Consider the following 24681-nt stretch of genomic DNA (forward strand, 5'->3'; position numbering starts at 1 on the left):
TTTGCGCATACGGGAGTTCGGGCGCTATCCCGACCGGCTGAGCGTCGCCAGGCGTGTGCCGTCGCTCGTCCGTACCTCGAAGCGCGTGATGTCGCCCGGCGCCAGCGCCGCCGCGCCCCGCATCCGTACGGTCGCCGCGTCCCGTACCGCCCAGGTCGCCACCGTGTCCTCCTCGCCGCCGCGCCCCACCGCCACCAGCTTGCACACCACCGGGCCCCGCACCCCGCCCACATCGAGCCCGACGTCGGTGCCGAAGCCCGCCGGGGCCGTCGCGAGCGTCGTCGTGACACCGGGTGCCGACGCGGTCGTCGCCCAGTGCGGCGAGGCCGGATCGGACAGGAGGCTCATCGTCGCGAAGGGCGCGCCCGCCACCAGCGCCGCCGCGGCCACCAGGAGACCGGCCCGCGTCCGGCGCTGCCTGCGACGCCGCACCTCCACCGCGCCGAGCGCCGAGTGCAGCAGCGCGGGCGAGGGCGTGGCGACCGGGTCGATCCCGGGCGGCGTCCAGCGCACGTACGCGGCGAGCAGCGCCTCCACGCTTCCCAGCTCCTCCAGCAGCCGTGCGCAGCGCGCGCACTGCGCCAGGTGCTCCTCGAAGCGGAAGGTGTCGGCGATACCGAGTACACCGAGCGCGTACGCCCCGACGTCCCGGTGGAGTTCCAGCGGCCTCATGCCGTCTGGTACGCAGACGGGGCCCCAATCACTCAAGTCACACGGGACGGGACGCAGAGGCGCGGGCGCACCTACAATCCGACCGCATGCTGCGCGTACTGGCGGTCGACGACGAGGCCCCCGCCCTCGAAGAGCTTCTGTACCTGCTGCGCGCGGATCCGAGGATCCGCAGCGCCGAGGGCGCCACCGGGGCCACCGACGCGCTGCGGCTGATCGGTGCGGCCCTGGAATCCGGGCCGCACGACGAGCAGGGCGTCGACGTCGTCTTCCTCGACATCCACATGGCGGGGCTCACCGGACTCGACATCGCCCGGCTGCTCGCCGGGTTCGCCCGGCCGCCGCTGATCGTCTTCGTCACGGCCCACGAGGGCTTCGCCGTCCAGGCGTTCGACCTGAAGGCCGTCGACTACGTCCTCAAGCCCGTCCGCAGGGAACGCCTGGCCGAGGCGGTGCGGCGGGTCGCCGAACTGTCGGGCGAGCGCACGCCCGCGGAGCAGTCGGTCGTCCCCGTCGAGCTCGGCGGCGTCACCCGCTTCCTGGCCGTCGCCGACATCGCGTACGCCGAGGCGCAGGGCGACTACGCGCGGCTGCACACCGCGACGGGCAGCCATCTGGTGCGCGTGCCGCTCTCCACCCTTGAGGACCGCTGGCGCTCGCACGGATTCGTGCGCATCCACCGCAGCCATCTGGTGGCGCTGGCCCGGATCGACGAACTGCGTCTGGACGCGGGCAGCATGACCGTCCGCATCGGCGGGGCCGAGCTCCCCGTCAGCCGCCGCCATGCGCGTACCCTCCGCGACCAGCTGTTGCGTCGCAGCGAGCGCTGATGCCCGTCAGATCTGACGAGTCATCAGAAAAGGTGGATCGCCAAGTGTCCCAGCGGAAGCCCGAGTTCCCAGGCCGGGGTCCATACCCGCGGCTCGTCCTCGGCCTCCGCGAGCGGATCGACTCCGCCCGGCACCACCGCGTCCAGGTCCGCGGCGAGCAGCTCGGTCTCCTCCAGCCAGCGCCACGCGTCCAGCGCCAGCGCCAGATCGGGGCCCGACTCGGTCGCCGCGCGCTCTCGAAGACGCTCGCGGACCCAGCTGTGCCACGGCCGGCCGGCCGCGGTCAGCGAACTCCACTCGTCGAGCCGCGCCACCACGCGTGCGCCGCCGACCGCGCCGTCCGACAGGAAGATCGTCAACGCGAGCGCGTTGCGTCCGGCCCTGAATTCGAGCGTCGTCGGCGGCATGAGATCGCCGGTGCGCAGTAATTCGTCGGCGATGTACTCCGCGTACATCCATGCCATCGGTACCAGCAGTTCGCCACCGCTGGTCCCGTTCGTACCCTCCGGACGCATTCCGTCTCGCCTCTTTCATCGACTGTCCAGGCGCTCCAGGGAGCTCCAGGGAGCTCCAGGGAGCATTGAACCGGGGGCGCGTGCCCGCCGTGGCCAGAAGGGCAGGATCCGTCACCCCACACGAGGTGCCCATGCATGTGCGGCAGCTGCTCGGCGCGTACGTCCTCGGCGCCCTGACCCCGGACGAGGACCGCCGGGTCGCCGGGCATCTGCGCAGCTGCGCGGGCTGTCGCGCGGCCTACCTGGAGGTCGCGGAGACACCCTCGATGCTGGCCCTGCTCCTTGAGGAGGACCTGGCCGAGGATCCGCCGGACGAGTAGCCCGGCAGGACCCGCGCCAGGGCCCGAAGAGCATAGTACGAACGGGACTTGACGGTTCCGGCGGGCACCCCCAGCACCTCGGCGGCCTCGGCGACGCTGAGCCCCCGGAAGTAGATCTGCGCGAGCACCGCCCGGTGCTCGGGGCTGAGCGTGCGCACCGCGTCCCGGACGTCCAGCGCCGCCGCCGACCGCTCGGCGTGGTCGTCCTGCGCCTGCTCCGGCGCGTCCAGGACCGTGTCGGGCACCTCGACCGGCCGCGCCTGCCGGACCCGGCGGGCGTCTATCGCCAGGCGCCGGGCGACGGTGAACAGCCACGGCCGCATCGAGGCGTACGGGCCGTCGAACGCCTCCGGGTGCTGCCAGGCCCGCACCAGCGTCTCCTGGAGCAGATCCTCGGCGCGCTGGCGGTCGCCGTAGGTGAGGCCGAGCAGGAAGTGCATCAGGGCGGGTCCGTGGTCGCGCTGGAGCGCCGCCAGGTCGGGCTCGCGCGCGTACCGCCGCACCTCGGCCGCGCAGGTGCCGGCCGCTTCCGAGAAACCCCTGCTCACCGTGTTCGCCCCTTCCCGAGAAGTCCGCGGGCCGCAGCCCGTATCCGAGCGCAATCGGGCGGCCGGCGACAGCGGTCGGACCACGACGTGCGACGAACGGTCGAATGGCGCGGCGAATGGTGCGGCGAACGGTGAGGAAAAGGGAACAAATCTGCATGATATGGATATCTGACAATCCATCAGATATTTCCCGCAGGCATTCAGACCCATGGAGTCCGCGCCATGACGCAGAGAACAACACGGCGGACGGCGGCCCTCGCGGCCCTCGTCCTCGCCGTGACCGCCGGGTGCGCCGGGGAGCACCGGGCCGTCACGCGCCTGCCGCACCACCAGGACTCCGAGCGGCCCGACACGCCGACGCCGGCCGGCGGCGCCGCGTCCGCCGCGCCGCGTCCGTTCACGCTGGTCGCCACCGGTGACGTACTGCCGCACACCTCGACCATGCAGCGCGCCGCCGCCGACGCGGGCGGCGACGGATACGACTTCCGGCCGATGCTCGCCGGGGTCAAGCCGATCGTCTCGCGCGCGGACCTGGCGATCTGTCACATGGAGACGGTGTACGGGCCGGACGGCGGGCCCTTCACCGGGTACCCGGCGTTCACCTCGCCGCCGCAGATCGCCGCCGCGCTCAAGGACACCGGGTACGACTCCTGCTCGACCGCGTCCAACCACAGCCTCGACGACGGGGCCGAGGGGATCGCGCGGACCCTGCGCGCCTTCGACAAGGCCGGGCTCAAGCACACCGGTTCGGGCCGCACGGCCAGGGAGTCCGCGACCCCCGCCCTGCTGGAGGCGGGCGGCGCCAAGGTCGCCCAGCTGGCGTACACGTTCGACACCAACGGCTATCCGATGCCCGAGGGCCAGCCGTGGGCCGTCCACGTCATCGACGAGCAGAAGATCATCGCGGATGCGCGGGCGGCGCGGAAGGCGGGCGCGGACATCGTGGTCGTCAGCGTCCACTGGGGCACCGAGTGGCAGACCGAGCCCGACGAGCAGCAGCTGCGGCTCGGCCGCGCGCTCACCGCGTCCAAGACCGGCGACCGGCCGGACATCGACCTGATCCTGGGCACGCACGCGCACATCCCGCAGGCGTACGAGAAGGTCAACGGCACCTGGATCATCTACGGGGAGGGCGACCAGATCGCCGGGGAGATGTTCAACAACAACGACGAGCGCGACGCGCGCGGGAACATGAGCTCGATCGGCCGCTTCACCTTCGCGCCGCCGGTGCGGCCGGGGGCGCGGTGGGAGGTCAGCAAGGCGGAGTTCATCCCGCAGTGGATCGACGTCGACCGGGGCCGCGTGGTCGACCTGCCGGAGGCCCTGAAGTCCGCGCCGGACCGGGCCGACTACAAGGACGCCGAGGCGGAGATCCGCGAGGCGGTGCTGAGCCGCGGAGCGGCGAAGAACGGCCTGACGATGGCGGACCGGTAGACGGCAGCTGCTACGAGGGCCGGGGGCTTACGGCACCACCGTCACCGGCCAGCGCCCCGCCTTGACCAGGCGTACCGCCACCGAGCCGATGATGCGGTGGCCCGCCGACTCCGACGCGCCGACCACCACTGCGTCCGCCTTGAGTTCGTCGGCGGCCTTCACCAGACCGCTGTACGCCTCGCCCCGGAACGTGTGGAACTCCCAGCGCACGGTCCAGATGTCCCGCACCCGTTCCGCCGCCGCGCGGATCTCCGCCACCAGGCCCTCGGCGATCTCCCCGGTCGTGTCCGCGATCGGCGCGCCCATCGCGGCACCCGCCGTGACCAGCGGCTGGACATAGACCACCGCGAGCAGCGCGTTCTGGCGCCGGGCCAGCCCACTGGCGTACGCCGCCGCCCGCAGCGAGGAGTCGGAGCCGTCGACTCCGACGACGATGACCTTGGGACCGTCCGTACCGCGTTCGAAGGGTGCTGTCACCCGAACGAGGCTAGCGTCACGAGGGGCCGTGTCCGACAGGCGGCCCGGCGCGCCGCTCCCTAGAGTGCAAGGCATGAGTGTCACCGAGGGGACGCCCATACCCGCACGGGCCCGTCCGCCCGCCCGGTCCCGGTTTCTGAACCGGGTGCCGGAGGCGTTCGCCATGTTCTTCGCCGGGCTCGGGCTGTTCTGCGGGATCATCGCGCTGTTCCCGACCCTGCGGCACCTGCTGCGGCCGGTCTCCTGGTTCCTCGACAAGGTGACCGTCCCGGTCAGCGCCAACCTCGCGTACGCCGTCTTCCTGCTGCTGCTCGCCGCCGCCGTCGGGGCCCGTAAGAAGATCGCGTGGCGGCTGGTCGTGGGCTATCTGGGCCTGCTCCTCGCCGCCGACCTGCTGCTGCTCGTGGTCGCCCAGTGGACCTGGGCCGCCAACGGGTTCGTCTGCGGGGTGGCCCTGCTCGTGCTGATCATGGCACGCGGCGAGTTCTACGCGGAGACCCGGCGCGGCGCCGTCCACCGGTCCCTGCTGGTCCTGGTGCTCGGGCTCGCCGCCGGCGTCCTGGCCGGCTGGGCGCTGGTGGAGATCTTCCCCGGTACGCTCCCGCGCGGCCAGCGGCTGCTGTGGGCCACCAACCGGGTGCTCGGCGGCCTCGCCTCCAACGGCCAGTTCGACGGCCGCCCACCGCGCCCGCTGTACTTCTTCCTCGGCCTGTTCGGCGCGATCGCCCTGCTCAGCGCGGCCACCACGCTCTTCCGCTCACAGCGCATGGAGGCCGCGCTGCACGGCGACGAGGAGCCCCGCATCCGCGCGCTGCTCGGCGCCTACGGCCGCGAGGACTCGCTCGGCTACTTCGCCACCCGCCGCGACAAGGCGGTCGTGTTCTCGCCCAGCGGCAAGGCGGCCGTCACCTACCGGGTGGAGGCCGGGGTCGCCCTGGCCAGCGGCGACCCGGTCGGCGACCCGGAGGCGTGGGGGCCCGCGATCGCGGCATGGCTGGACGTGGCCAAGCAGTACGCCTGGGCGCCCGCCGTGATGGGCGCCTCCGAGGAGGGCGCCACCGTCTACGCCCGGCACGGTCTGAGCGCCATGCAGCTGGGCGACGAGGCGATCCTGTACGTCGCCAGGTTCGACCTGGACGGGCGCGAGATGCGGGTCACCCGCCAGGCCGTCCACCGCGTCGCCAGAACCGGCGCCACCACCCGGATCCGCCGCCACTCCGCGCTCACCGACGACGAGATGCAGCAGATCGTCGACCGGGCCGACGCCTGGCGCGACACCGAGACCGAGCGCGGTTTCTCCATGGCCCTGGACCGGCTGGGCGACCCCGCCGACGGCGAGTGCCTGCTGGTGGAGGCGTTCGACGCCGAGGGCAAGCTCATCGCGCTGCTCTCGTTCGTGCCCTGGGGTCCGGACGGCATCTCGCTCGACCTGATGCGGCGCGACCGCAGCGCGCCCAACGGCGTCATGGAGTTCATGGTGGCCGAGCTCTGCGCGCAGGCGCCGAAGCTGGGCGTACGGCGGATCTCGCTGAACTTCGCCGTGTTCCGCTCGGCCTTCGAGGAGGGCGCGCGGATCGGCGCGGGCCCGGTGCTGCGGCTGTGGCGCCGGCTGCTGCTGTTCTTCTCCAAGTGGTGGCAGCTGGAGGCGCTGTACCGCTCGAACGTGAAGTACCAGCCCCAGTGGTTCCCGCGCTTCCTCTGCTACGGGGACGCGGGCTCGCTCGCCCGGGTCGGCCTGGCCTCCGGCATCGCCGAGGGCTTCGTCTCCGTACCCAGTCTGCGCAAGCTCTGGGGCAAGGGGCACCCCAGCGGTGTCACCAGCCCCGGCTCCACCGAAGGGCTGCCGCCGATCGAGGCGCTGGGCCTGCGCAGCGGCCCGGGCGGCGAGGCGGGGGAGCGGCAGCTGCCCGAGCAGGTGCGGGTGCGCCACCGCAAGCTGGACCGGCTGCGCGCCGACGGCACCGAGCCCTACCCGGTGGTCATCCCGGCCCGCACCCACACCCTGGAGCAACTGCGCGGCGCCGTGCCGGGGACGGGCGCGACCGTGGCCGGGCGGGTGCTGGCCGTACGCGACTTCGGCGGGGTCGTCTTCGCCGTCCTGCGCGACTGGTCCGGCGACCTCCAGCTGGCGCTCACCCGGGACGGCACCGGCGCGGCCGTGCTCGACCGCTTCACCCGCGACGTCGACCTCGGCGACCACATCACCGCGACCGGCACCACCGGCACCACGAACCGGGGCGAGCTCTCCCTCTTCGTCACCGACTGGCAGATGACCGGGAAGTGTCTGCGGCCGCTGCCCGACAAGCGGCGCGGCCTGGCCGACCCGGAGGCCCGGGTGCGCAAGCGCTATCTCGACCTGGTGGCCCGCCCCGAGGCCCGCGAGGTCGTACGGGCCCGCTCCACCGCCGTCCAGGCGCTGCGCCAGGGCCTGCTCGACCGGGGCTATCTGGAGGTCGAGACACCGATGCTCCAGCAGATCCACGGCGGCGCCAACGCCCGCCCGTTCACCACCCACATCAACGCCTACGACCTGGACCTCTATCTGCGGATCGCGCCCGAGCTGTATCTGAAGCGGCTGTGCGTCGGCGGCGTCGAGAAGGTCTTCGAGATGGGCCGCACCTTCCGCAACGAGGGCGTCTCGTACAAGCACAACCCCGAGTTCACGATGCTGGAGGCGTATCAGGCCTTCGCCGACTACGACGTGATGCTGGACCTGACGCGCGAGCTGATCCAGGGCGCGGCGACCGCCGCGTTCGGCGCCGAAGTGGCCCGCAAGGCGGGCCCCGACGGGCAGCTCGTCGAGCACGACATCTCCGGTCCCTGGCCCGTCAAGACGCTGTACGGGGCCCTCTCCGAGGCGCTGGGCGAGGAGGTCGACGCGGACACCGACGAACAGGTGCTGCGGCGGCTGTGCGACCGGGCCAACGTGCCGCACACGCCCGAGAACAGCCGAGGCGACGTGGTCCTGGAGATGTACGAGCGCCTTGTCGAGGAGAAGACCCAGCTGCCCACCTTCTACAAGGACTTCCCGACCGAGGTCTCCCCGCTCACCCGTCAGCACCGCGCCGACCCCCGGCTCGCCGAGCGCTGGGACCTGGTGGCGTTCGGTACCGAACTGGGCACCGCCTACTCGGAGTTGACCGATCCCGTGGAGCAGCGGAGGCGGCTCACCGCGCAGTCGCTGCTCGCCGCCGGAGGCGACCCGGAGGCGATGGAGCTGGACGAGGAGTTCCTGGACGCGCTGGAGTACGCGATGCCGCCGACCGGCGGGCTCGGCATCGGGGTGGACCGCACCGTCATGTTCCTCACGGGTCTGACGATCCGTGAGACACTGCCGTTCCCGCTGGTCCGCCGCCACTGAGACGGTGCGGGTCGACGGTACGGCCCAACGGGTGTTTTCGGGCCGTCCCGGCGGTGTGCTTCAGGCGTACGGGCCGTGCACCGTGCGAGCCATGGCTCATGAAAAAGGATGAGATGCTCCCCGGGCGTCGCACGCTGTTGCGCGTCGGCGCCTGCCTGGGAGCCGCCGCCGCCCTGCGGATGCTGACCGCCGAGGACACCGAGGCTCCGGTGCGGCGGGCCGCCGCCGGACCCGCCCCGGGGCCGCAGGCCGCGCCGCCCCGGCTGAGGTCCACCGCGTACCGGCTGGCGCCGATGACCGCCGACGCGCCGCCGCAGTACCACACCGTGCTGCCGCCGGTGCGCCGCAAGCCCTTCCTGAGCATGCCCCAGCTCGGCCCCCGCACCATGGTGCTGACCTTCGACGACGGCCCCGATCCGCGCTACACCCCGGAGATCCTGCGCACCCTGCGCGAGCACGACGTCCGCGCGATGTTCTTCGTCTGCGGCGAGATGGCCACCGACAACCGCGATCTGCTGCGCGAGATGTACGACGACGGCCATGTCGTCGGCAACCACTCCTGGACCCATCCGCTGCTGATCAAGATGTCGTACGACGCGGTGCACGACGAGATGGCCCGTACCAGCGAGGTGATCGACGACGTCCTCGGCGAGCGTCCGCAGTGGTTCCGTGCTCCGTACGGGGCCTGGAACCGCGACTCGTTCCGCATCGGCGCCGAGCTCGGCATGGAGCCGATGGGCTGGACTGTGGACACGCTCGACTGGACCACACCCGGCACGCCCACCATCGTCCGCCGCGTCCTGGACGGCGCCGCGCCCGGTGTCGTGGTGCTCTCGCACGACGCGGGCGGCGACCGCTCGCAGAGCGTGGCCGCGCTGCGCACGTATCTGCCCCAACTGCTGTCTGCGGGCTACCAGTTGAGGGTTCCGCCGAAACGCCGCTGAGTCGTGCGTCAGGTCAGCCGGTGGCCGCTGTGGGGGCGGCCACTCACCGGCTGCCTGCTCAGCGGCTGGCCACCATGCGGGCGAAGACGACGACATTGCCGTCGTAGCCCCGGGCGCGGGTGAAGCCGCCGCCGCAGGTGATCACCCGCAGCTCCGGGTGCCCGGTGTCGCCGTACACCCGGGCACCCGGGAAGTTGTTCTTGTCGTAGACCTCGACGCCGTACACCTCGAACACGGCGATGTGCCCGTCGGCGCGGGTCACCTCGACGTGGTTGCCCTTCTTCAGCGAGCCGAGGCCGTAGAAGACGGCCGGGCCCCGGGTGTTGTCGACATGCCCGACCATCACGGCGGTGCCGCGCTGCCCGGGAGCGACCCCGTTCTGGTACCAGCCCGCCAGATTGGGGTCGTCCGGGGGCGGTGCCTGGACCCAGCCGTCCTGGTCGAGCCCGACCTCGATGACCGGGGCGTCGATCCTGATCGCGCCGATCGTGATCCGGGAGGCCGTCGAGAACGCCAGCGGCTCGACCGGGACGAGCGGTGTCGTGGGGACGAAGACCTCCGGACGGCCCGTCAGCGCGGCCGCCGCCGCGGGCTGCGGCGGGCCGATCGTGACGTCGGCGCCGTTGCGCATCAGCGCCAGGCCGGTGAGCATCACCAGGGCCAGGGCCCCCCATGGCGACCGCCTCCGATGCTCCGAGCCGCCCTCTTCCTGCCCCATCTCGCTCCCTCCAAAGCCCTCCGTGCCACCTGTAGGCACGGTAGGGGCGACATCGCACTCCGGCGATCGGAGAGGTGCGAACGGGTGGTGGGGGGTGGAGTGCCGGTCCGGGGTGGACGACCGGGGGTAACCCATCCGTGTCACGACCAGGGTGATGGTCATATAAAACTTCTGACGGTCTGTGACCTGCGGGTCCGTCAGATCGGCGGGCCGCTGCCCGGCGTGTCGGCTCACCAGGGTGGACCAGCGCCGACATGCGAGGTCGCAGACCTGCGGTGAGGGTTCGTCATGGGAGGCGTACTCGTCGAATTTCCCGGAGCACGGCTTTGGGGCGCCCTCCCTCGGAGGTTCAACCATGCGTGCTTCACGCGCTCTTCCGGTGGCCGTGGCCGCCTTCGCGGCGGTGGGGCTCTCGGCCCCGCTGGCCGCCGCCAACTTCGGCCCGAGCAATGTCTCGGTCAGCCCGAACGCGGTGCACCAGGGCGGCATCCTGACGATCACCGCCAACGGCTGCGGCCACGGCGGCATCGTGACGTCGAACGCCTTTCACCCGACGTCCCTGTCGGGCGGGGACACCGGTTTCGCGACCGCGAGAGTCTTCGACCACGTCTCGCCCGGCTCGTACAACCTGTCGGTCCGGTGCAACGACAACCCCAGGACCGAGACGCGCAGCTTCACGGTGCTCCCCGGCCGCGGCGCGATGGGCGGGCTCGGGGGCTCGGTCGGCCCGACCCAGACCGAGATGGCGGTCGGTGGGTCCCTGGTGGCCGCCGCCGCCATCGGTGGCGCCGTGTTCGTGGTACGCCGCCGCCGCACGGCCAGCGGCCGGCTCTGACCGCCCGACCTCCCGGACAGAGCCGAACCGCCCGTCGCCCCTAGTCCTGGCCAGGACTAGGGGCGACGGGCGTGTTTTACAGCGGGGCTGACGGCCGTTTCTTACGAAGTGGAGCGCCGTGGGACCCCTAAGGGGCGCGGGGAACTGCGCGAGCAACCACGCACGGTCCGCAGAAAAACGACCGCCCCCCCCCGCAGCGCCTAGTGCCACCGGCTGTTGCTGCGCCGCCGCAGGTAGAACGCAAGCCCGCCACCGGCGACGGCGACGAGCGCGAGCCCAGTAGCGATCTCACCCATGTTCACGCCTTCGGCGCTACCACCGAGACCACCCCGAACACCCCGCCCCGGGACGCTGGTCGTACTGATGGTCGGCGGCCGAGTGGTGGGCCGGACGGGCGGCCGAACGGTGGGCCGAAGAGGCTGCGGCTGCGGGCCACCAGCGATGGTGAGATCGGTGGTCCCCCGCTCACTGCCGCACATGAACGTCACGGTGTAGGTGGCACCGCGCTTCGCGTTGGAGTCGATCTGGGCGGTCGTGGAACTCTCGCGGGGGATGGTGACCGTGTCGAATACGCCGGAGGAGGCGGTGGCGGTGTTGGGGCACCCCGTGACGTTCAGGGTGACCTGACCGCCGGCGGCGACCGTGGAGGGGGTCACGCTGAACCCGAACGACGTGATGTTGCTGCCGTGCGCGCCGTCGGCGGCCATGGCCCCGGGGGTGGCGAGGGAGAGAGCGGCGGCGGCGAGCAGGGTGGCGGATCCGATGCGTATCGCGCCCATGGACTAATCCTCCGGGTCCCCGAGGCGCACTGCGGAACCGTTTTCCACATGAGGCGGGAAATGCGTCTCGTGCCCGACACGCTAGGAGCGGGTGGTTCCGGTCGCGATCGGTGTCCGGCGAATGGGGCATTCCCTTCCCCCACCCGGCGGACCTGCCGGGGTGTCACCCGCCTGTTCCGTCACTTCGTCAGCTCGGGGAACAGGGCGTGGAAGGGCGCGGAGGTGGCCGAGATGCCCCGGCCGAACGGCGCGTCGAAATCCCAGATCAGGAAGAGCAGGAACGCGATCAGCACGCTGAAGAGCCCGGCGAGGAGCAGTTCGCGCGCGGTGCGGCGGATCTGGAGCGTGAAGATCAGCCCGACGGTCACCACGGCCCCGACGATCAGCCCGAACCACACCACCCCCGGCATGGTCGCGCCCGCCCCCTGTCCGCGTGCGGTGCGGGCGTCGTCGACGGCCGCCACCTGGTCGACGAGCGGCTGGTACGCCTGGCTCTCGTGGTCGTTGGCGGGCACGTAGCTGGTGACGTCCTTGCGCAGCTGCGAGAGCAGGGCGGTCCCCTTGTCGCTCAGATCGCCGTGGACCTCCATGTGGTGCCACTCGCTGTCCATCACGAAGGTGACGTACGAGTCCACGTCGGCGCGGATGCGGTCGCGGACCGGGCCCGGATAGACTTGGACGCGCTCGCTGACCTCGTGCAGCGCCTGCGCCTCCTGCCGGACGGTCTCCTGGGCCGCGCTGCGGGCCTCCCAGACGCCCGCGATGGCGAGGCCCAGGACGATCGCGTACACCACGCCGATCATCATCGTCATGTACTCCATGACGTCCGGTGTCTCGGAGGGGTCGTCGTCCTCGCGGATACGACGGTGGTTGACGACGACGATGGTCAGTACGACGGCGCATGCGGCGGCCATCGCGATGACGAGGACGATCCAGTCCTTCAAGGCAGCACCTTCCACGAGTCGGAGCGGGAGATCACGTAGGGCGAGGGCGCGCGATCAGCGGGAAGAAGAACGGGGGCGGAGCACGGCGACGGCCAGTACCGCGGGCGCCGCGATCAGCAGGACGAGCGTGACCGGCGAGAGCAGCGCGCTGGGCTTCTTGCGCGGCGGCATGCGGTACGCGTGCACCAGCATCGGCTTGGGATGCGACGCCGGGGGAGTGGCCGAGGGCGTCGGGGTCACCGGAAGCGTCGGCAGCGGCGGGACCACGGGTGCCGGGGCGGGCGGATGTACGGGCGGGACCTGCGGCGGAGGCATCTGCCCGGGCGGCACGGGCTTCGGCGGCACCGGCCCCGGCTGAGGAGGAACCGGCTTCGGCGGGACCGGGGGCACAGGGACCGGCGGCACCGGGGCTGGGGGCGCGGGCGCGGGAGGCGGCGGGACCGGGGCCGGGGGTGCGGGAGGCGGGGGTGCTGGGGCAGGGGGTGCCGGAGGCGGCGGCGCTGGGGCCGGCGGTGCGGGGGGCGGCGGTGCCGGGGCTGGAGGTGCGGGCGCGGGCGGCTTGCGGGCGCGGGCGGCGGTGGCACCGGCACCGGCGGCTTCGGTGCGGGCGCGGGCGGCTGCGGTGTGCAGGGGCCGTCCCCCGCGGTCGCCACCGCCGTAGTCGACCCGTCGTCCGTGACCGCCCACGCGCAGGCGTCAGCGTGCGCGTGCGGTGCGGGACCGGCGAACAGCAGGACGAGGGCGGCCGCCGCGACGAGCCGCCGGGTCGGCCGGGCGCCGGGCGGCTGTTGGGCCAAATGGGTTCCGTGCACGTCGAGGATCATCGGGCCCGGCGGGCTCCGGCACTACGGGTCCAGCACTGATTCGCCTGATGGGAGGAGCTTCGGCCGCTTTGCGTTTGGGACGGTCGAGAGCCGTTTCGGCGAGGTCGGGAAAATTCTTTCGCAGGGGGTTGAACGCTGCGGGGGCTGCCACGCGTACCTAGGGCCATGAACGGCGCACCCTGGCGCCACAAGAGACAGACAATCAACGGGAGTTGACATGGCAACCTGGCGCAACGCCTCGCTCGCGGTGACCGCGGCGGCAGTACTGGCACTGACGGCGACGGCCTGCGGTCAGGACAAGGGAAGCGCCGCGCCCAAGGGCCAGCCGGTCGGCAACGCGGCCCAGGCCAACAGCGACACCGGGTACGGATACGGCGACAGCGGCTACGGCTCGGCCGACAAGACAGCGGCCAAGTCGGCCGGCCAGCTGGCGGTGTGGGACAGCAAGAGTCTGGGCAAAGTGGTGACCGACAGCGCCGGATTCACGCTCTACCGCTTCGACAAGGACACCGCCAGTCCGCCGAAGTCGAATTGCGACGGCGACTGCGCGAACCTGTGGCCCGCCGTGCCCGCGGGCAGTGTCACGGCGGCCCCGGGGACTGATTCCGGCCTCATCGGCCAGGTGACCCGGACCGACGGCACCAAGCAGCTCACGATCGCCGGCTGGCCGATGTACCGCTACACCAAGGACACCAAGCCCGGGGACGCCAACGGGCAGGGCGTGGGCGGCACCTGGTACGCCTCGGCCCCCGACGGCAAGAAGGCGAAGCCCGCCGCCGACGGCTCCGGTTCCGGCTCCGGGGCCGCCGAGCCCGCGAGCCTGCCCGGGCTCTCGGTCCGTAACGACCCCAAGCTCGGGAAGATCATCGTCGACTCGCGCGGCATGACCGTCTACCGCCTCAAAAAGGACTCCGCCTGGCCCATGAAGTCGGCCTGCACCGGCGACTGCCTGAAGAAGTGGCCGGTGGTCGCGCCGGTCGAGAAGAGCAACACCGAGGGCATCATCCAGAAGGGCTTCGTCACCTTCAACCGGCCCGACGGGCTGAAGCAGCAGTCGATCAACTGCTGGCCGGTCTACACCTTCGCCGGTGACACCAAGCCCGGTGACACCAACGGCCAGGGCGTGAACGGTACTTGGTTCGCGGTCACGCCCGACGCGAAGCTGGTGGGAGCCACCAAGTAAAGCACTGAGCGGACCGCCGAGTTGGACACCGGGTAAACCGCCCGTTAACCCTCCGAGAACTCTCCCTCCCAAAGCCGTCGGCCCGTCACCGTGTCCCCCGCGCGGTGGCGGGTTCGACGTGCGTCGCGGCATGTGTGACCGATGGAGTGTGTGACCAATAACGGATCGCCATTTTCCGTTTTGACTCGCCCTCCTGGCTGGCGATCAGTAGCCTCGGCTCGAACACTGACCATGCACATGGCCATCACATCCCCCGCGGCGAGTTGTTGGAGTCATTGATGGAGCGTCCCGCCTGGGCCCCGACGGGCATCGACATCTCGGTACCGAGTGTGTCCCGCATCTACGACTACTACCTGGGCGGCTCGCACAACTTCGAGGTCGACCGGGAAGCCGCGCGCAAGGCCATGGAGTTCATCCCCGGACTGCCCAAGGTCATGCAGGCGAACCGGGCGTTCATGCGGCGGGCGGTGCGCTTCGCGCTCGACGAGGGCATCACGCAGTTCCTCGACATCGGCTCCGGCATCCCCACCTTCGGCAACGTGCACGAGGTCGCCCAGAAGGCGGACCCCGAGGCGCGGGTGGTCTACGTCGACCACGACCCGGTCGCCGTCGCGCACAGCCGCGCCGTACTGGAGGGCAACGAGCGGACCGGCATCGTCGCCGCCGATCTGCGCAAGCCCCAGGAGATCCTCGCCAGCCCCGAGGTGCGCCGGCTGCTCGACCTCGATCAGCCGGTCGCCCTGCTGCTCGTGGCGGTGCTGCACTTCCTTGAGGACGAGGACGACCCGTACGCCGCGGTCGCCGAGCTGCGCGACGCGCTCGCCCCCGGCAGCCTGCTCGTGCTCACCCATGCCGCGTACGAGGGCATCCCGCTCAGCGAGGAGCGCGCGGGCGGCGCGGTGGGCGTCTACCGCAACATCCGCAACCCGCTGGTCATGCGGACCGGCAAGGAGATAGCCGGGTTCTTCGACGGGTTCGAGCTGATCGCCCCGGGCGTGGTCCAGATGCCGATGTGGCGGCCCGAGAACTCGCCGGAGCAGGAAGACCCCTATGCCTTCTCGGGGCTCGCCGGCGTGGGACGCAAGGCGTGAGCACCCCGGCCAAGGCGCAGGGGCAGCCCCTCGATCCCGATGGTCCTGAGTCCAGGCTCAGACGGTTCGCCACGATCTGGAGCCGGGCCATCTTCCCGGTGACCGCGACCTCGCTGACCCGTCCCGAGTTCGAGCAGCACCTGGTCCCGCTGGCCCGTCGCCTCATCGAGGCCCTGCACCGCCGCCACTTCGACCCGGCGCCCGCGCACGAGGTCGGCGCCTCACTCGTCCGCGCGCACTGCACCGACCCGGACGCGCTCAGCCGTACGCTCGGCGTCGTCGACTCGTATCTGGTCCTGTACTGCGGTACGGACCAGGGCCTGCGGGCCGAGGAGGCGCGGGCCCGGTGCGCCCGCCTCCAGCACGCGCTGGCCGCCGGGTTCGCCCAGGCGCTGCGCGAGCGCACCCTGAGCGAGCAGGAGGCCATCGCCCGCTCGGCGCTCTCCGCGCGCAGCGCCGCCGAGGTGGCCCTGCACGCCAGCGAGGCCCGGTTCCGCGCGGTCTTCGAAGGCGCCGCCGTCGGCATCGGCATCGCCGACCTCGAAGGCAACGTCCTGGAGGTCAACGAGACCCTCACCCGGATGTTCGGCGGCATCGAGGGCCGCATCCGCAGCCGCAACGTCAGCGAGTGGGTGCACCCCGAGGACGCGCCGCAGGTCTGGCGGCTCTACGAGGAGCTGGTGCGCGGCGACCGCGACCACTACCGGGTGGAGAAGCCGTACTACCGGGGCGACGGCACCGTGCTGTGGACCAATCTGACGGTGTCGCTGCTGCGCGACGCCGAGGGGCGTCCGCAGTACCAGCTGGCGCTCCTGGAGGACACCACCGAGCGGCGGCTGCTCAATCTGCGGCTGCGTTACGAGGCCACCCATGACGCGCTGACCGGGCTGCCCAACCGCACGTTGTTCTTCGAGCGCCTGGAGAAGGCGCTGGCGCCGGGCGAGGGCAGGCGGTTCGGGCTCTGCTACCTGGACCTCGACGGCTTCAAGGCGGTCAACGACAGCCTCGGCCACTCGGCGGGCGACCGGCTCCTGGTGGAGGTCGCCGACCGGCTGCAGAGCTGTGCGACCGGGCCCGGCGAGATGGTGGCCCGGCTCGGCGGCGACGAGTTCGTGGCCCTGACCACCGGCACCGACACCCTGCGCGAGGTCGACGAACTGGCCTCGCGCATCCTCGGTGTGCTCTCCGCGCCGATCCGGCTCGACGGCCGTGAACTGACCGTGCGCGGCTCCCTCGGCGTGGTCGAGGGCCCGGCGGGCGAGCGCGGCGCGGCCGAGGTGCTGCGCAGCGCCGACATCACCATGTACCGGGCCAAGGCCGCGGGCGGCAACCGCTTCGAGCGGGCCGACCCGGAGGCCGACGCGCGCGCGATCACCCGGCACGGGCTGACCAACGCGCTGCCGGCGGCGCTTGAGCGCGGCGAGTTCTTCATCGAGTACCAGCCGCTGGTGCACCTCGGCGACGGCAGTGTGCACGGGGCGGAGGCGCTGGTGCGCTGGTCGCATCCGCAGCACGGGGTCCTGGGGCCGGACCGGTTCATTCCGCTCGCCGAGCACACCGGTCTGATCGTGCCGCTCGGCCGCTGGGTGATGGCCGAGTCCGTACGCCAGGCGCGGTTCTGGCAGGAGCGCCACCCCGGTTCACGGGCGGGCGGCCCGCTGCGCATCAATGTGAACCTGTCGCCGACCCAGCTCCACCACCCCGGCCTGGTCGCCGACACGGTGGAGGTCCTGGAGCGCTCCGGCCTCGAACCGGGCGCGCTGTGCCTGGAGGTCACCGAGTCCGCGCTCATCGGCGCCGACGACGACCTGTTGAAGCCGCTGCGCCAACTCGCCGACATGGGCGTGGACATCGCGCTCGACGACTTCGGCACGGGCTACTCCAACCTCGCCAATCTGCGCAGGCTGCCGGTGAGCGTGCTCAAGCTGGACCGCTCGTTCACCCAGTCCATGCAGCAGCACCCGGCCGACCCGGTCGACATCAAGATCGTCGAGGGCATCGTCTCGCTCGCCCACAGCCTCCAACTGGCCGTCACCGTCGAGGGAGTGGAGACCGGGGCACAGGCGGAGCAGCTGCGCGCGCTGGGCTGCGACACCGCCCAGGGCTGGTACTACGCCCGCCCTGGCGCCCCCGACCGCATCCATTCGCTCGCCCTGGTGGACGCGGTCTGAGACTGCCGTGTCGCCGAGCTCAGGTCTGGCCCTTCCCGATGCCGAGCAGGACCCGCTGCAACTCCCGTGCGGCGCGCGGCGGGTCCACATCGCTGCGGTGGGCGAGCGCGATCGTGCGGCGAAGCCCGGGGCGGGCCAGCGGGGTCACCCGCAGCTCTCGGCCCGCCCGGGCGGCCACCATGCTCGGCACCACCGCGATGCCTAGCCCGGCGCGTACGAAGCCGAGCACCGCGTCCATCTCGCCGCCCTCGACGGTGAACGACGGCTCGAAGCCCTCGGCGCGGCAGGCGGCGACCGTCAGCTCCCGCAGGTCGTAGCCGTGCCGGAACATCACGAGCGGCGCGTCGCGCAGATCGCGGATGCGCACGGACTCGCCCGGCCCCGGCGGCGGTTCGGTGGCGGCCGAGACCACCACCAGGTCCTCGTGGAGGAGCTCGACGCTGGTCAGCGCGGGCGATCCGGGCGGCAGCGGCAGCACCACGAGCGCCAAGTCCAGGGCGCCGCGCGCCAGTTCCCGTACGAGATCGTGGGAGCCGCCCTCCTCGATGAGGAGTTGGATGCCGGGATGGCGGCCGTGGAAGGTGCGCAGCACCTCGGGAAGGAGCCCGGTGCACAGGCTCGGGGTGGCGCCGAGGCGCACTCGGCCGCGCCGCAGCTGGGCCAGTTCCTGCACCTCGATACGGGCGGTGTCGGCGTCGGCGAGGATGCGGCGGGCGAGCGGGAGCAGGGCCTCGCCCGCGTCGGTGAGCGCGATGTTGCCCCGGGCGCGGCTGAACAGCTCGGCGCCGAGCTCCTTCTCCAGCGCCCTGATCTGCTGGGAGAGCGAGGGCTGGGAGACGTGCACCTGCTCGGCGGCGCGGGTGAAGTGGCGCGTCTCGGCGACGGCCACGAAGTACAGGAGCTGCTGGAACTGCATTGACCCACGATAGTCTATGGCTATCGATTTGAGCAGATCCATGTCTTGGACCTCTTGGGACCTCCGGCCCTAGCGTCTATGGCATGGCTCTGGCAACGCGGACGGACCGAAAACCGTCCTTGACGCGCACCGTGTGGGACTCGACCGTCGGCAAGAAGACGGTCATGGCCGTCAGCGGGCTGATCATGCTGTCCTACCTGGCCGTCCACATGTTCGGCAACCTCAAGATCTTCTTCGGCGCCGGCGACTTCAACGGGTACGCGCACTGGCTGCGCACCATCGGGGAGCCGTTCCTGCACCACGAGTGGGCGCTCTGGATCATCAGGGTGGTGCTGGTCGCCGCGGTCGTCGCGCACGCGGTGTCCGCGTACCAGCTGAGCCGTCGCGACATCAAAGCGCGCCCCAGCAAGTACGTGCACAAGCGGCCGCGTGCCACCTACGCCACCCGCACCATGCGCTGGGGCGGGATCATCCTCGGGCTGTTCGTCGTCTGGCACATCCTGGACCTGACCACCGGGACCGTGCACTCCGGCGGCTTCCAGTCCGGGCACCCGTACCAGAACGTGGTGGACACCTTCTCCACCTGGTACGGCGACGTCATCTACATCGTGGCGATGCTCGCGCTCGGCCTGCACATCCAGCACGGCTTCTGGAGCGCGGCCCAGACCCTCGGCGCGGGAAGCGTCGCCCGCGACCGGTTCCTCAAGACCTGCGCCAACGTCCTCGCGCTGGTGCTGACCCTCGGCTTCATCGCCGTACCCGTCGCTGTCATGACCGGAGTGGTGAGCTGAATGACCCCGTACACCGACTACGCGCTCGGCGACCCGATCGCCGACACCAAGGCGCCCGCCGGGCCCGTCGCCGAGCGCTGGGACACCCGCCGCTTCGAGGCGAAGCTGGTCAACCCGGCCAACCGCCGCAAGCACACCGTGATCGTCGTCGGCACCGGCCTCGCGGGCGGCTCGGCGGGGGCGACCCTGGCCGAACAGGGCTACCACGTCGTCCAGTTCTGCTTCCAGGACTCCCCGCGCCGCGCCCACTCCATCGCCGCGCAGGGCGGCATCAACGCGGCCAAGAACTACCGCAACGACGGCGACTCCATCCACCGCCTCTTCTACGACACCGTCAAGGGCGGCGACTTCCGGGCGCGGGAGTCCAACGTCCACCGCCTTGCCCAGATCTCGGTCGAGATCATCGACCAGTGCGTGGCGCAGGGCGTGCCGTTCGCCCGGGAGTACGGCGGACTCCTCGACACCCGCTCCTTCGGTGGCGTCCAGGTCTCCCGTACGTTCTACGCGCGCGGCCAGACCGGACAGCAGCTGCTGCTCGGCGCCTACCAGGCGCTGTCGCGTCAAATCGCCGCCGGGAACGTGGAGTTGCACGCCCGCACCGAGATGCTGGACCTGATCGTGGTGGACGGCCGGGCGCGCGGCATCGTCGCCCGCGACCTGGTCACCGGCCGCATCGACACGTATTTCGCGGACGCGGTGGTGCTCGCCAGCGGCGGCTACGGCAACGTCTTCTACCTCTCCACCAACGCGATGAACTCCAACGCGACCGCGATCTGGCGGGCCCACCGCAGGGGCGCCTACTTCGCCAACCCCTGCTTCACCCAGATCCACCCCACCTGCATCCCGCGCACGGGCGAGCACCAGTCCAAGCTCACCCTGATGAGCGAGTCGCTGCGCAACGACGGCCGCATCTGGGTGCCGAAGGCCAAGGGCGACACCCGCCCCGCCGCCGAGATCCCCGAGGACGAGCGCGACTACTACCTGGAGCGGATCTACCCGTCGTTCGGCAACCTCGTCCCGCGCGACATCGCCTCGCGCGCGGCCAAGAACGTCTGCGACGAGGGCCGTGGCGTCGGCCCCGGCGGCCAGGGCGTCTACCTCGACTTCGCGGACGCCATCGCACGGATGGGCCGCGACAAGGTCGAGGAGAAGTACGGCAACCTCTTCGACATGTACGAGCGGATCACGGCGGAGAACCCGTACGAGGTCCCGATGCGGATCTATCCGGCCGTGCACTACACGATGGGCGGGCTCTGGGTCGACTACGACCTCCAGACCACCATCCCGGGCCTGTTCGCGATCGGCGAGGCCAACTTCTCCGACCACGGCGCCAACCGGCTCGGCGCGTCCGCCCTGATGCAGGGACTGGCCGACGGCTACTTCGTCCTGCCGTCGACGATCGGCGACTATCTGGCCCGCAACCCCAACCAGACGCCGGTCGCCGCCGACCACCCGGCGGTCGCCGAGGCCGTCGCCGAGACCGAGGACCGGCTCAACCTGCTGCTCGCCGTCGACGGCGACCGCACCCCCGACTCCTTCCACCGCGAGATCGGTGAACTCATGTGGGAGTACTGCGGGATGGCCCGCACGGAGGAAGGGCTGCGCAAGGCGCTGGAGAGGATCCCGCAGATCCGCGAGGAGTTCTGGCGCCGCATCAAGGTGCCCGGCACCGGCGAGGAGTTCAACCAGTCGCTGGAGAAGGCCAACCGCATCGTCGACTATCTGGAGCTCGCCGAGCTGATGTGCCTCGACGCGCTGCACCGCGCCGAGTCCTGCGGCGGCCACTTCCGCGAGGAGTCCCAGACCCCGGACGGCGAGGCGGAGCGCCGCGACGAGGAGTTCTCGTACGCGGCAGCCTGGGAGTTCACCGCAAGCGGCTCACCTGTCCTGCACAAGGAAGACCTCGTCTTCGAGTACGTCCACCCCACCCAGCGGAGCTACGCATGAAGCTCACCCTGCGCGTCTGGCGGCAGCGGAACGCCGACGCCGACGGAGCGATGTCCACGTACGAAGTGGACGGCATCTCGACCGACATGTCGTTCCTCGAAATGCTCGACACGCTCAACGAGGAGCTCATCCTCAAGGGCGAGGACCCGGTCGCCTTCGACCACGACTGCCGCGAGGGCATCTGCGGCGCGTGCAGCCTGGTCATCAACGGCGACGCGCACGGCCCCGAGCACACCACCAGCTGCCAGCTGCACATGCGCTCGTTCCGGGACGGCGACACCATCGACGTCGAGCCGTGGCGCGCGGCCGCGTTCCCGGTGGTGAAGGACCTGGTGGTGGACCGCTCGGCGTTCGACCGGATCATCCAGGCGGGCGGCTACATCAGCGCCCCGACAGGTGCCGCGCCCGAGGCGCACGCGACCCCCGTGCCCAAGCCGGACGCCGACTTCGCCTTCGAGCACGCCGAGTGCATCGGCTGCGGCGCCTGCGTGGCGGCCTGCCCCAACGGCTCGGCCATGCTGTTCACCTCGGCCAAGATCAACCACCTCAACGTCCTGCCGCAGGGCGCGCCCGAGCGTGAGACGCGGGTGCTCGACATGGTGGGGCAGATGGACGCGGAGGGGTTCGGCGGTTGCACCCTGACCGGCGAGTGCGCCACCGCCTGCCCCAAGGGCATTCCGCTGCCGTCGATCGCGGCGATGAACAAGGAGTGGCTGCGGGCGACCCGTAAGGCCAGGAAGGTCGGCCGCTGAGCGGGCGGCCGACCCCACAAGGCCCGGTGGAGACCCGGTTCAGCTGGTCACGGTGATCTGCTGGGCCGGGTCGGTGGTGTCCGTGACGTTGTACGTGGCCGAGAAGGTGGCCGTCTGGTTGCCGGTCGGGCAGAGGAACCCGCCGGTCACCGTGGCGGCCACCGGGGCGTTGGTGATCGCGAGGGACGACGGCGAGTCGTTGGTCCAGGTGCCGGAGACCGTGGTGGGTCCGGTCGGCGAGGCGGTGATCGTGCAGCTGGCGAGGCCGCTGGTCTGCAGGACCACCCCGCCCTGGGGCATGGTGAGTCCGGCCGAGATCGGTGAGCCGTACTGGGCGCCGATGCTCCAGGGCCCGTTGGTGGAGTTGCTGGAGACGGTGACACCGACCCCGCCGATGCTCGTGGTGCAGTTGTCGAAGGTCGGCGGGTTGATGGTGGCGGAGACGGGCCCGGCGTCGTTGTGGTTGTCGGGGTCGGCCGGGACCTGGTTGTTCGCGTCGCCGGTGGGGACGGACGCGGAGACCGTACAGGTCATGGTGGTGGACCCGGCCGTGAAGACGGCCGTGCCGCTGAGCTCGGCGGAGAAGGAGTCGCCGGCGGGGGTGACGGTGGTGGAGCTCGCCGCGAGGGCACTGGCGGCGGTGGTGGCACCGAGCGTGAGAGCGGCTGCCGCGGCGAGGAGAGCCGCCGGGGTACGGAATCTTCGGACTGCCATGGGGGGCTCCTCGGTCGAAATCGCTTCGATGGTGTGGGGGTGCGAGGAGGAACGCTGGTGAACTTGAGAGTAAGTCCGGTTCTGGAGGCCGAACAGCTGATGACCCGCCAGTAATTGACGGGTCATCAGCTTGTTCTGTGAAGTGGGTGTGCTACTGATCGCAAGGGGGCGATCAGGCCACCGAGAAGTCGTCCCCGTAGACCGCGCTCTGTCCGTACCAGCCGTGCAGATAGACGGTGACCGTGCCCGAGGCGCCGGTGGTGAACGGGACCGTCAGTTTGGCCCACCCCGCCGAGCTGGTCCAGGTGGATGCCGAGGCCGAGCCGCGCACCCCGAGGTAGGCGTAGTCGCCCTGCACCCAACCGCTCAGGGTGTACGCGGTGTTGGGCTTCAGGGTGAGCGTCTGCGTGCACTCGCCGGTCTGCGAGGAGGTGGGCGCGGTCTTCACCGCGTACGAGCCGCCGTGCACCGGGGTGGAGACCACCGCGCCGCCGCTCTCGCAGGTCCAGGGCGCGAGCGACCCGCTCTCGAAGCCGCCATTGACCAGCGCGCCGGTGCCGCCGCCCCCGGAGACGGTCAGTGTGAAGGTGGTGGAGTGCGCGAGCGTGCCGGCCGAACCCGTGATCGTGAGCGGATACGTGCCGGGCGTCGCCGACGCCGAGGCACTGACGGTGAGTTGGGCCGAGCCGCCCGCCGTGACCGAGGACGGGCTGAGCGAGGCCGTCACACCGGCGGGGGCGCCCGTGGCGGTCAGGGCGACGGTCTTGGCGTTGCCGGAGGTGACCGCGGTGCTCACCGTGGCCGTGGTGGAGCCGCCGGGCGCGACGGACGCCGAGCCGGGCGCCACCGCCACCGAGAAGTCGTCGCTGACCGGCCCGCCGCCCCCGGTGAACGGCTCGAAGGTGTGGCTGAAGTACCAGGGGTCCTGGGCGATGCCGGAGCAGGTGTCGGAGCCGCCGGTGCCCGGGCAGTTGCCGTTGTCGCGCTGGAGCGCCCAGAAGGAGAGGGTGTTGATGCCCTTGGCGACGGCCCAGTTGTAGACGGCGGTGGCGTCGGCCGTGGTGAACGTCTCGGCGGCGCCGTAGTCGTCGATGCCCGGCATCTCGGTGACGCCGATCGTGCCCCACAGCTGGGCGGGCGTCTTCGACGGGTAGAGCGACGCCAGTTGGTTGTAGAGCCCGGTGGCGGCGCTCTGGGTGTCGTTGGCCATGTTGTGGCTCGCGCCGTCGTAGTAGTCGAACGTCATGATGTTGACGACATCGACCTTGGCGCCGTACGTGTTGGCGCTCTGGAGCACCGCGAGACCGCTGCTCGCCAGGCCGCTCGTGGTGGTGGGCAGGGTGTAGGAGATCTGCACGGAACGGCCGTTGGCGGCGGCCCAGTCCTGCACCTTCTTGATCGCCTGGTTGCGCCGGTCGATCCCGGCCTTGTTGGTCAGGGAGTTGTCCTCGATGTCCATATCGAGCCGGGAGAGGTCGTAGGTGGTGATGACCTTCTCGTACGCGGCCGCGATCGAGTCCACACTGGTGCAGCTGTCGGCGATCTCGGTGCCGCCGTTGTCGGCCGCGTAGCCGCCGAAGGACGGGATGACGTCGCCGCCCCGGGAGCGGATCGTGGTGATGTCCGCGCCGAAGACGGACGACGAGATGGGCTGGCTCGTCTGCCCGTTCCAGTACGGGGTGCACGAGCCCTTGGCGTCGCTCTGGACGAAGGCCATGGTCAGGTACTTGGCGCCGGACTTCTGCGCCAGGTCGGCCGGGCTGTCGGAGGAGTAGGCCTCGAAGTAGGGCGCGAAGACATGGGCGGGCAGCGGGGTCGCGGCCTGCGCGCCCGTGCCGGTGCCGAGCACGAGACCGGCGGAGGCGGCGACGGTGGCGAGGCTGGCGAGCAGAGCGCGGGCGGATCTCGGACGTCTCAT

The 24681-nt window shown here is 71.3% G+C and carries 23 protein-coding genes; 12 read left to right on the top strand and 11 right to left on the bottom strand.

Going from position 1 to position 24681, the window contains the following annotated elements:
- Window positions 1–24: 24 nt before the first annotated feature.
- On the bottom strand, window positions 25–672 hold the full coding sequence (locus BG418_RS05770) for an anti-sigma factor (protein WP_188272611.1): 648 nt from the start codon (window positions 670–672) through the stop codon (window positions 25–27).
- Between the two features lie 86 nt (window positions 673–758).
- Here BG418_RS05770 and BG418_RS05775 point away from each other — a divergent pair, with 86 nt between their 5' ends.
- Entirely contained in the window at window positions 759–1499 is a 741-nt protein-coding gene (locus BG418_RS05775) for a LytTR family DNA-binding domain-containing protein (RefSeq protein ID WP_188272612.1), read from the top strand.
- A 23-nt stretch (window positions 1500–1522) separates the two neighbouring features.
- On the opposite strand, the gene BG418_RS05780 is transcribed toward BG418_RS05775, so the two are convergent.
- Window positions 1523–2014, bottom strand: coding sequence for a hypothetical protein (locus BG418_RS05780; protein WP_188272613.1), 492 nt, complete (start codon window positions 2012–2014; stop codon window positions 1523–1525).
- A 131-nt stretch (window positions 2015–2145) separates the two neighbouring features.
- Here BG418_RS05780 and BG418_RS05785 point away from each other — a divergent pair, with 131 nt between their 5' ends.
- Window positions 2146–2334 (top strand): zf-HC2 domain-containing protein, encoded by a 189-nt coding sequence (locus BG418_RS05785; RefSeq protein WP_188272614.1) that lies wholly within the window; start codon window positions 2146–2148, stop codon window positions 2332–2334.
- Here BG418_RS05785 and BG418_RS05790 read toward each other — a convergent pair.
- On the bottom strand, window positions 2253–2837 hold the full coding sequence (locus BG418_RS05790) for a sigma-70 family RNA polymerase sigma factor (RefSeq protein WP_317453538.1): 585 nt from the start codon (window positions 2835–2837) through the stop codon (window positions 2253–2255). The two genes, BG418_RS05785 and BG418_RS05790, sit on opposite strands and share 82 nt — an antisense overlap.
- Before the next feature lie 267 nt (window positions 2838–3104).
- On the opposite strand from BG418_RS05790, the gene BG418_RS05795 reads away from it, so the two are divergent.
- The gene (locus BG418_RS05795) at window positions 3105–4316 is read left to right on the top strand and encodes a CapA family protein (protein ID WP_188272615.1); all 1212 of its coding nucleotides are present in this window, start codon (window positions 3105–3107) and stop codon (window positions 4314–4316) included.
- A 27-nt stretch (window positions 4317–4343) separates the two neighbouring features.
- Here the strand turns inward: BG418_RS05795 and BG418_RS05800 are convergent, their stop codons facing one another.
- Window positions 4344–4793: a universal stress protein gene (locus tag BG418_RS05800; protein WP_398997699.1), complete on the bottom strand. Its 450-nt coding sequence runs from the start codon at window positions 4791–4793 to the stop codon at window positions 4344–4346.
- Between the two features lie 73 nt (window positions 4794–4866).
- Here BG418_RS05800 and lysX point away from each other — a divergent pair, with 73 nt between their 5' ends.
- Complete coding sequence (gene lysX, locus BG418_RS05805; protein ID WP_188272617.1) at window positions 4867–8154, top strand: bifunctional lysylphosphatidylglycerol synthetase/lysine--tRNA ligase LysX; 3288 nt, start codon at window positions 4867–4869, stop codon at window positions 8152–8154.
- Window positions 8155–8252: 98 nt separating this feature from the next.
- Window positions 8253–9098, top strand: a complete 846-nt coding sequence (locus tag BG418_RS05810) for a polysaccharide deacetylase family protein (RefSeq protein WP_188272618.1) — start codon at window positions 8253–8255, stop codon at window positions 9096–9098.
- 58 nt (window positions 9099–9156) lie between these two features.
- Here the strand turns inward: BG418_RS05810 and BG418_RS05815 are convergent, their stop codons facing one another.
- Window positions 9157–9816, bottom strand: coding sequence for a class F sortase (locus tag BG418_RS05815; protein ID WP_188272619.1), 660 nt, complete (start codon window positions 9814–9816; stop codon window positions 9157–9159).
- A gap of 355 nt (window positions 9817–10171) precedes the next feature.
- On the opposite strand from BG418_RS05815, the gene BG418_RS05820 reads away from it, so the two are divergent.
- Window positions 10172–10651: a hypothetical protein gene (locus tag BG418_RS05820; RefSeq protein WP_188272620.1), complete on the top strand. Its 480-nt coding sequence runs from the start codon at window positions 10172–10174 to the stop codon at window positions 10649–10651.
- A gap of 200 nt (window positions 10652–10851) precedes the next feature.
- Here the strand turns inward: BG418_RS05820 and BG418_RS05825 are convergent, their stop codons facing one another.
- The 3 genes from BG418_RS05825 to BG418_RS05835 form a co-directional block, all read right to left on the bottom strand.
- On the bottom strand, window positions 10852–11430 hold the full coding sequence (locus tag BG418_RS05825; protein WP_188272621.1) for a hypothetical protein: 579 nt from the start codon (window positions 11428–11430) through the stop codon (window positions 10852–10854).
- A gap of 179 nt (window positions 11431–11609) precedes the next feature.
- Window positions 11610–12374, bottom strand: coding sequence for a DUF4239 domain-containing protein (locus tag BG418_RS05830; protein ID WP_188272622.1), 765 nt, complete (start codon window positions 12372–12374; stop codon window positions 11610–11612).
- A 54-nt stretch (window positions 12375–12428) separates the two neighbouring features.
- Window positions 12429–12614: a hypothetical protein gene (locus tag BG418_RS05835; protein ID WP_188272623.1), complete on the bottom strand. Its 186-nt coding sequence runs from the start codon at window positions 12612–12614 to the stop codon at window positions 12429–12431.
- 801 nt (window positions 12615–13415) lie between these two features.
- Between BG418_RS05835 and BG418_RS05840 the strand changes: the two genes are divergently transcribed.
- The 3 genes from BG418_RS05840 to BG418_RS05850 all read left to right on the top strand — a co-directional run bounded on the left by BG418_RS05840 (window position 13416) and on the right by BG418_RS05850 (window position 17643).
- A complete protein-coding gene (locus BG418_RS05840) occupies window positions 13416–14381 on the top strand; it encodes an SCO0930 family lipoprotein (RefSeq protein ID WP_188272624.1) in 966 nt (321 codons plus the stop codon).
- A gap of 278 nt (window positions 14382–14659) precedes the next feature.
- A complete protein-coding gene (locus BG418_RS05845) occupies window positions 14660–15472 on the top strand; it encodes an SAM-dependent methyltransferase (RefSeq protein WP_188272625.1) in 813 nt (270 codons plus the stop codon).
- The gene (locus tag BG418_RS05850; RefSeq protein ID WP_188272626.1) at window positions 15469–17643 is read left to right on the top strand and encodes a bifunctional diguanylate cyclase/phosphodiesterase; all 2175 of its coding nucleotides are present in this window, start codon (window positions 15469–15471) and stop codon (window positions 17641–17643) included. The genes BG418_RS05845 and BG418_RS05850 overlap by 4 nt, the downstream gene beginning before the upstream one ends.
- Window positions 17644–17662: 19 nt before the next feature.
- On the opposite strand, the gene BG418_RS05855 is transcribed toward BG418_RS05850, so the two are convergent.
- The gene (locus tag BG418_RS05855) at window positions 17663–18559 is read right to left on the bottom strand and encodes a LysR family transcriptional regulator (RefSeq protein ID WP_188272627.1); all 897 of its coding nucleotides are present in this window, start codon (window positions 18557–18559) and stop codon (window positions 17663–17665) included.
- An 83-nt stretch (window positions 18560–18642) separates the two neighbouring features.
- Between BG418_RS05855 and BG418_RS05860 the strand changes: the two genes are divergently transcribed.
- The 3 genes from BG418_RS05860 to BG418_RS05870 are packed head-to-tail and all read left to right on the top strand — an operon-like array spanning window position 18643 to window position 22049.
- Window positions 18643–19350, top strand: coding sequence for a succinate dehydrogenase (locus tag BG418_RS05860; RefSeq protein WP_188272628.1), 708 nt, complete (start codon window positions 18643–18645; stop codon window positions 19348–19350).
- Window positions 19351–21297, top strand: coding sequence for a fumarate reductase/succinate dehydrogenase flavoprotein subunit (locus BG418_RS05865; RefSeq protein ID WP_188272629.1), 1947 nt, complete (start codon window positions 19351–19353; stop codon window positions 21295–21297).
- Window positions 21294–22049, top strand: coding sequence for a succinate dehydrogenase/fumarate reductase iron-sulfur subunit (locus BG418_RS05870; protein ID WP_188272630.1), 756 nt, complete (start codon window positions 21294–21296; stop codon window positions 22047–22049). The genes BG418_RS05865 and BG418_RS05870 overlap by 4 nt, the downstream gene beginning before the upstream one ends.
- Window positions 22050–22088: 39 nt before the next feature.
- On the opposite strand, the gene BG418_RS05875 is transcribed toward BG418_RS05870, so the two are convergent.
- Together BG418_RS05875 and BG418_RS05880 are read right to left on the bottom strand one after the other, a co-directional pair.
- A complete protein-coding gene (locus BG418_RS05875) occupies window positions 22089–22763 on the bottom strand; it encodes a hypothetical protein (RefSeq protein ID WP_188272631.1) in 675 nt (224 codons plus the stop codon).
- Window positions 22764–22935: 172 nt separating this feature from the next.
- Window positions 22936–24681: a carbohydrate binding domain-containing protein gene (locus tag BG418_RS05880; RefSeq protein ID WP_188272632.1), complete on the bottom strand. Its 1746-nt coding sequence runs from the start codon at window positions 24679–24681 to the stop codon at window positions 22936–22938.

The sequence above is a fragment of the Streptomyces sp. CBMA152 genome, from assembly GCF_014596475.1.
Lineage (GTDB): Bacteria > Actinomycetota > Actinomycetes > Streptomycetales > Streptomycetaceae > Streptomyces.

Excerpts from the sequence above, each read along its gene's own strand:
- BG418_RS05770 (WP_188272611.1), bottom strand. The coding sequence starts at position 672 with ATGAGGCCGCTGGAACTCCACCGGGACGTCGGGGCGTACGCGCTCGGT.
- BG418_RS05775 (WP_188272612.1), top strand. The coding sequence starts at position 759 with ATGCTGCGCGTACTGGCGGTCGACGACGAGGCCCCCGCCCTCGAAGAG.
- BG418_RS05780 (WP_188272613.1), bottom strand. The coding sequence starts at position 2,014 with ATGCGTCCGGAGGGTACGAACGGGACCAGCGGTGGCGAACTGCTGGTA.
- BG418_RS05785 (WP_188272614.1), top strand. The coding sequence starts at position 2,146 with ATGCATGTGCGGCAGCTGCTCGGCGCGTACGTCCTCGGCGCCCTGACC.
- BG418_RS05795 (WP_188272615.1), top strand. The coding sequence starts at position 3,105 with ATGACGCAGAGAACAACACGGCGGACGGCGGCCCTCGCGGCCCTCGTC.
- lysX (WP_188272617.1), top strand. The coding sequence starts at position 4,867 with ATGAGTGTCACCGAGGGGACGCCCATACCCGCACGGGCCCGTCCGCCC.
- BG418_RS05810 (WP_188272618.1), top strand. The coding sequence starts at position 8,253 with ATGAAAAAGGATGAGATGCTCCCCGGGCGTCGCACGCTGTTGCGCGTC.
- BG418_RS05815 (WP_188272619.1), bottom strand. The coding sequence starts at position 9,816 with ATGGGGCAGGAAGAGGGCGGCTCGGAGCATCGGAGGCGGTCGCCATGG.
- BG418_RS05820 (WP_188272620.1), top strand. The coding sequence starts at position 10,172 with ATGCGTGCTTCACGCGCTCTTCCGGTGGCCGTGGCCGCCTTCGCGGCG.
- BG418_RS05825 (WP_188272621.1), bottom strand. The coding sequence starts at position 11,430 with ATGGGCGCGATACGCATCGGATCCGCCACCCTGCTCGCCGCCGCCGCT.
- BG418_RS05840 (WP_188272624.1), top strand. The coding sequence starts at position 13,416 with ATGGCAACCTGGCGCAACGCCTCGCTCGCGGTGACCGCGGCGGCAGTA.
- BG418_RS05845 (WP_188272625.1), top strand. The coding sequence starts at position 14,660 with ATGGAGCGTCCCGCCTGGGCCCCGACGGGCATCGACATCTCGGTACCG.
- BG418_RS05855 (WP_188272627.1), bottom strand. The coding sequence starts at position 18,559 with ATGCAGTTCCAGCAGCTCCTGTACTTCGTGGCCGTCGCCGAGACGCGC.
- BG418_RS05860 (WP_188272628.1), top strand. The coding sequence starts at position 18,643 with ATGGCTCTGGCAACGCGGACGGACCGAAAACCGTCCTTGACGCGCACC.
- BG418_RS05865 (WP_188272629.1), top strand. The coding sequence starts at position 19,351 with ATGACCCCGTACACCGACTACGCGCTCGGCGACCCGATCGCCGACACC.
- BG418_RS05870 (WP_188272630.1), top strand. The coding sequence starts at position 21,294 with ATGAAGCTCACCCTGCGCGTCTGGCGGCAGCGGAACGCCGACGCCGAC.
- BG418_RS05875 (WP_188272631.1), bottom strand. The coding sequence starts at position 22,763 with ATGGCAGTCCGAAGATTCCGTACCCCGGCGGCTCTCCTCGCCGCGGCA.
- BG418_RS05880 (WP_188272632.1), bottom strand. The coding sequence starts at position 24,681 with ATGAGACGTCCGAGATCCGCCCGCGCTCTGCTCGCCAGCCTCGCCACC.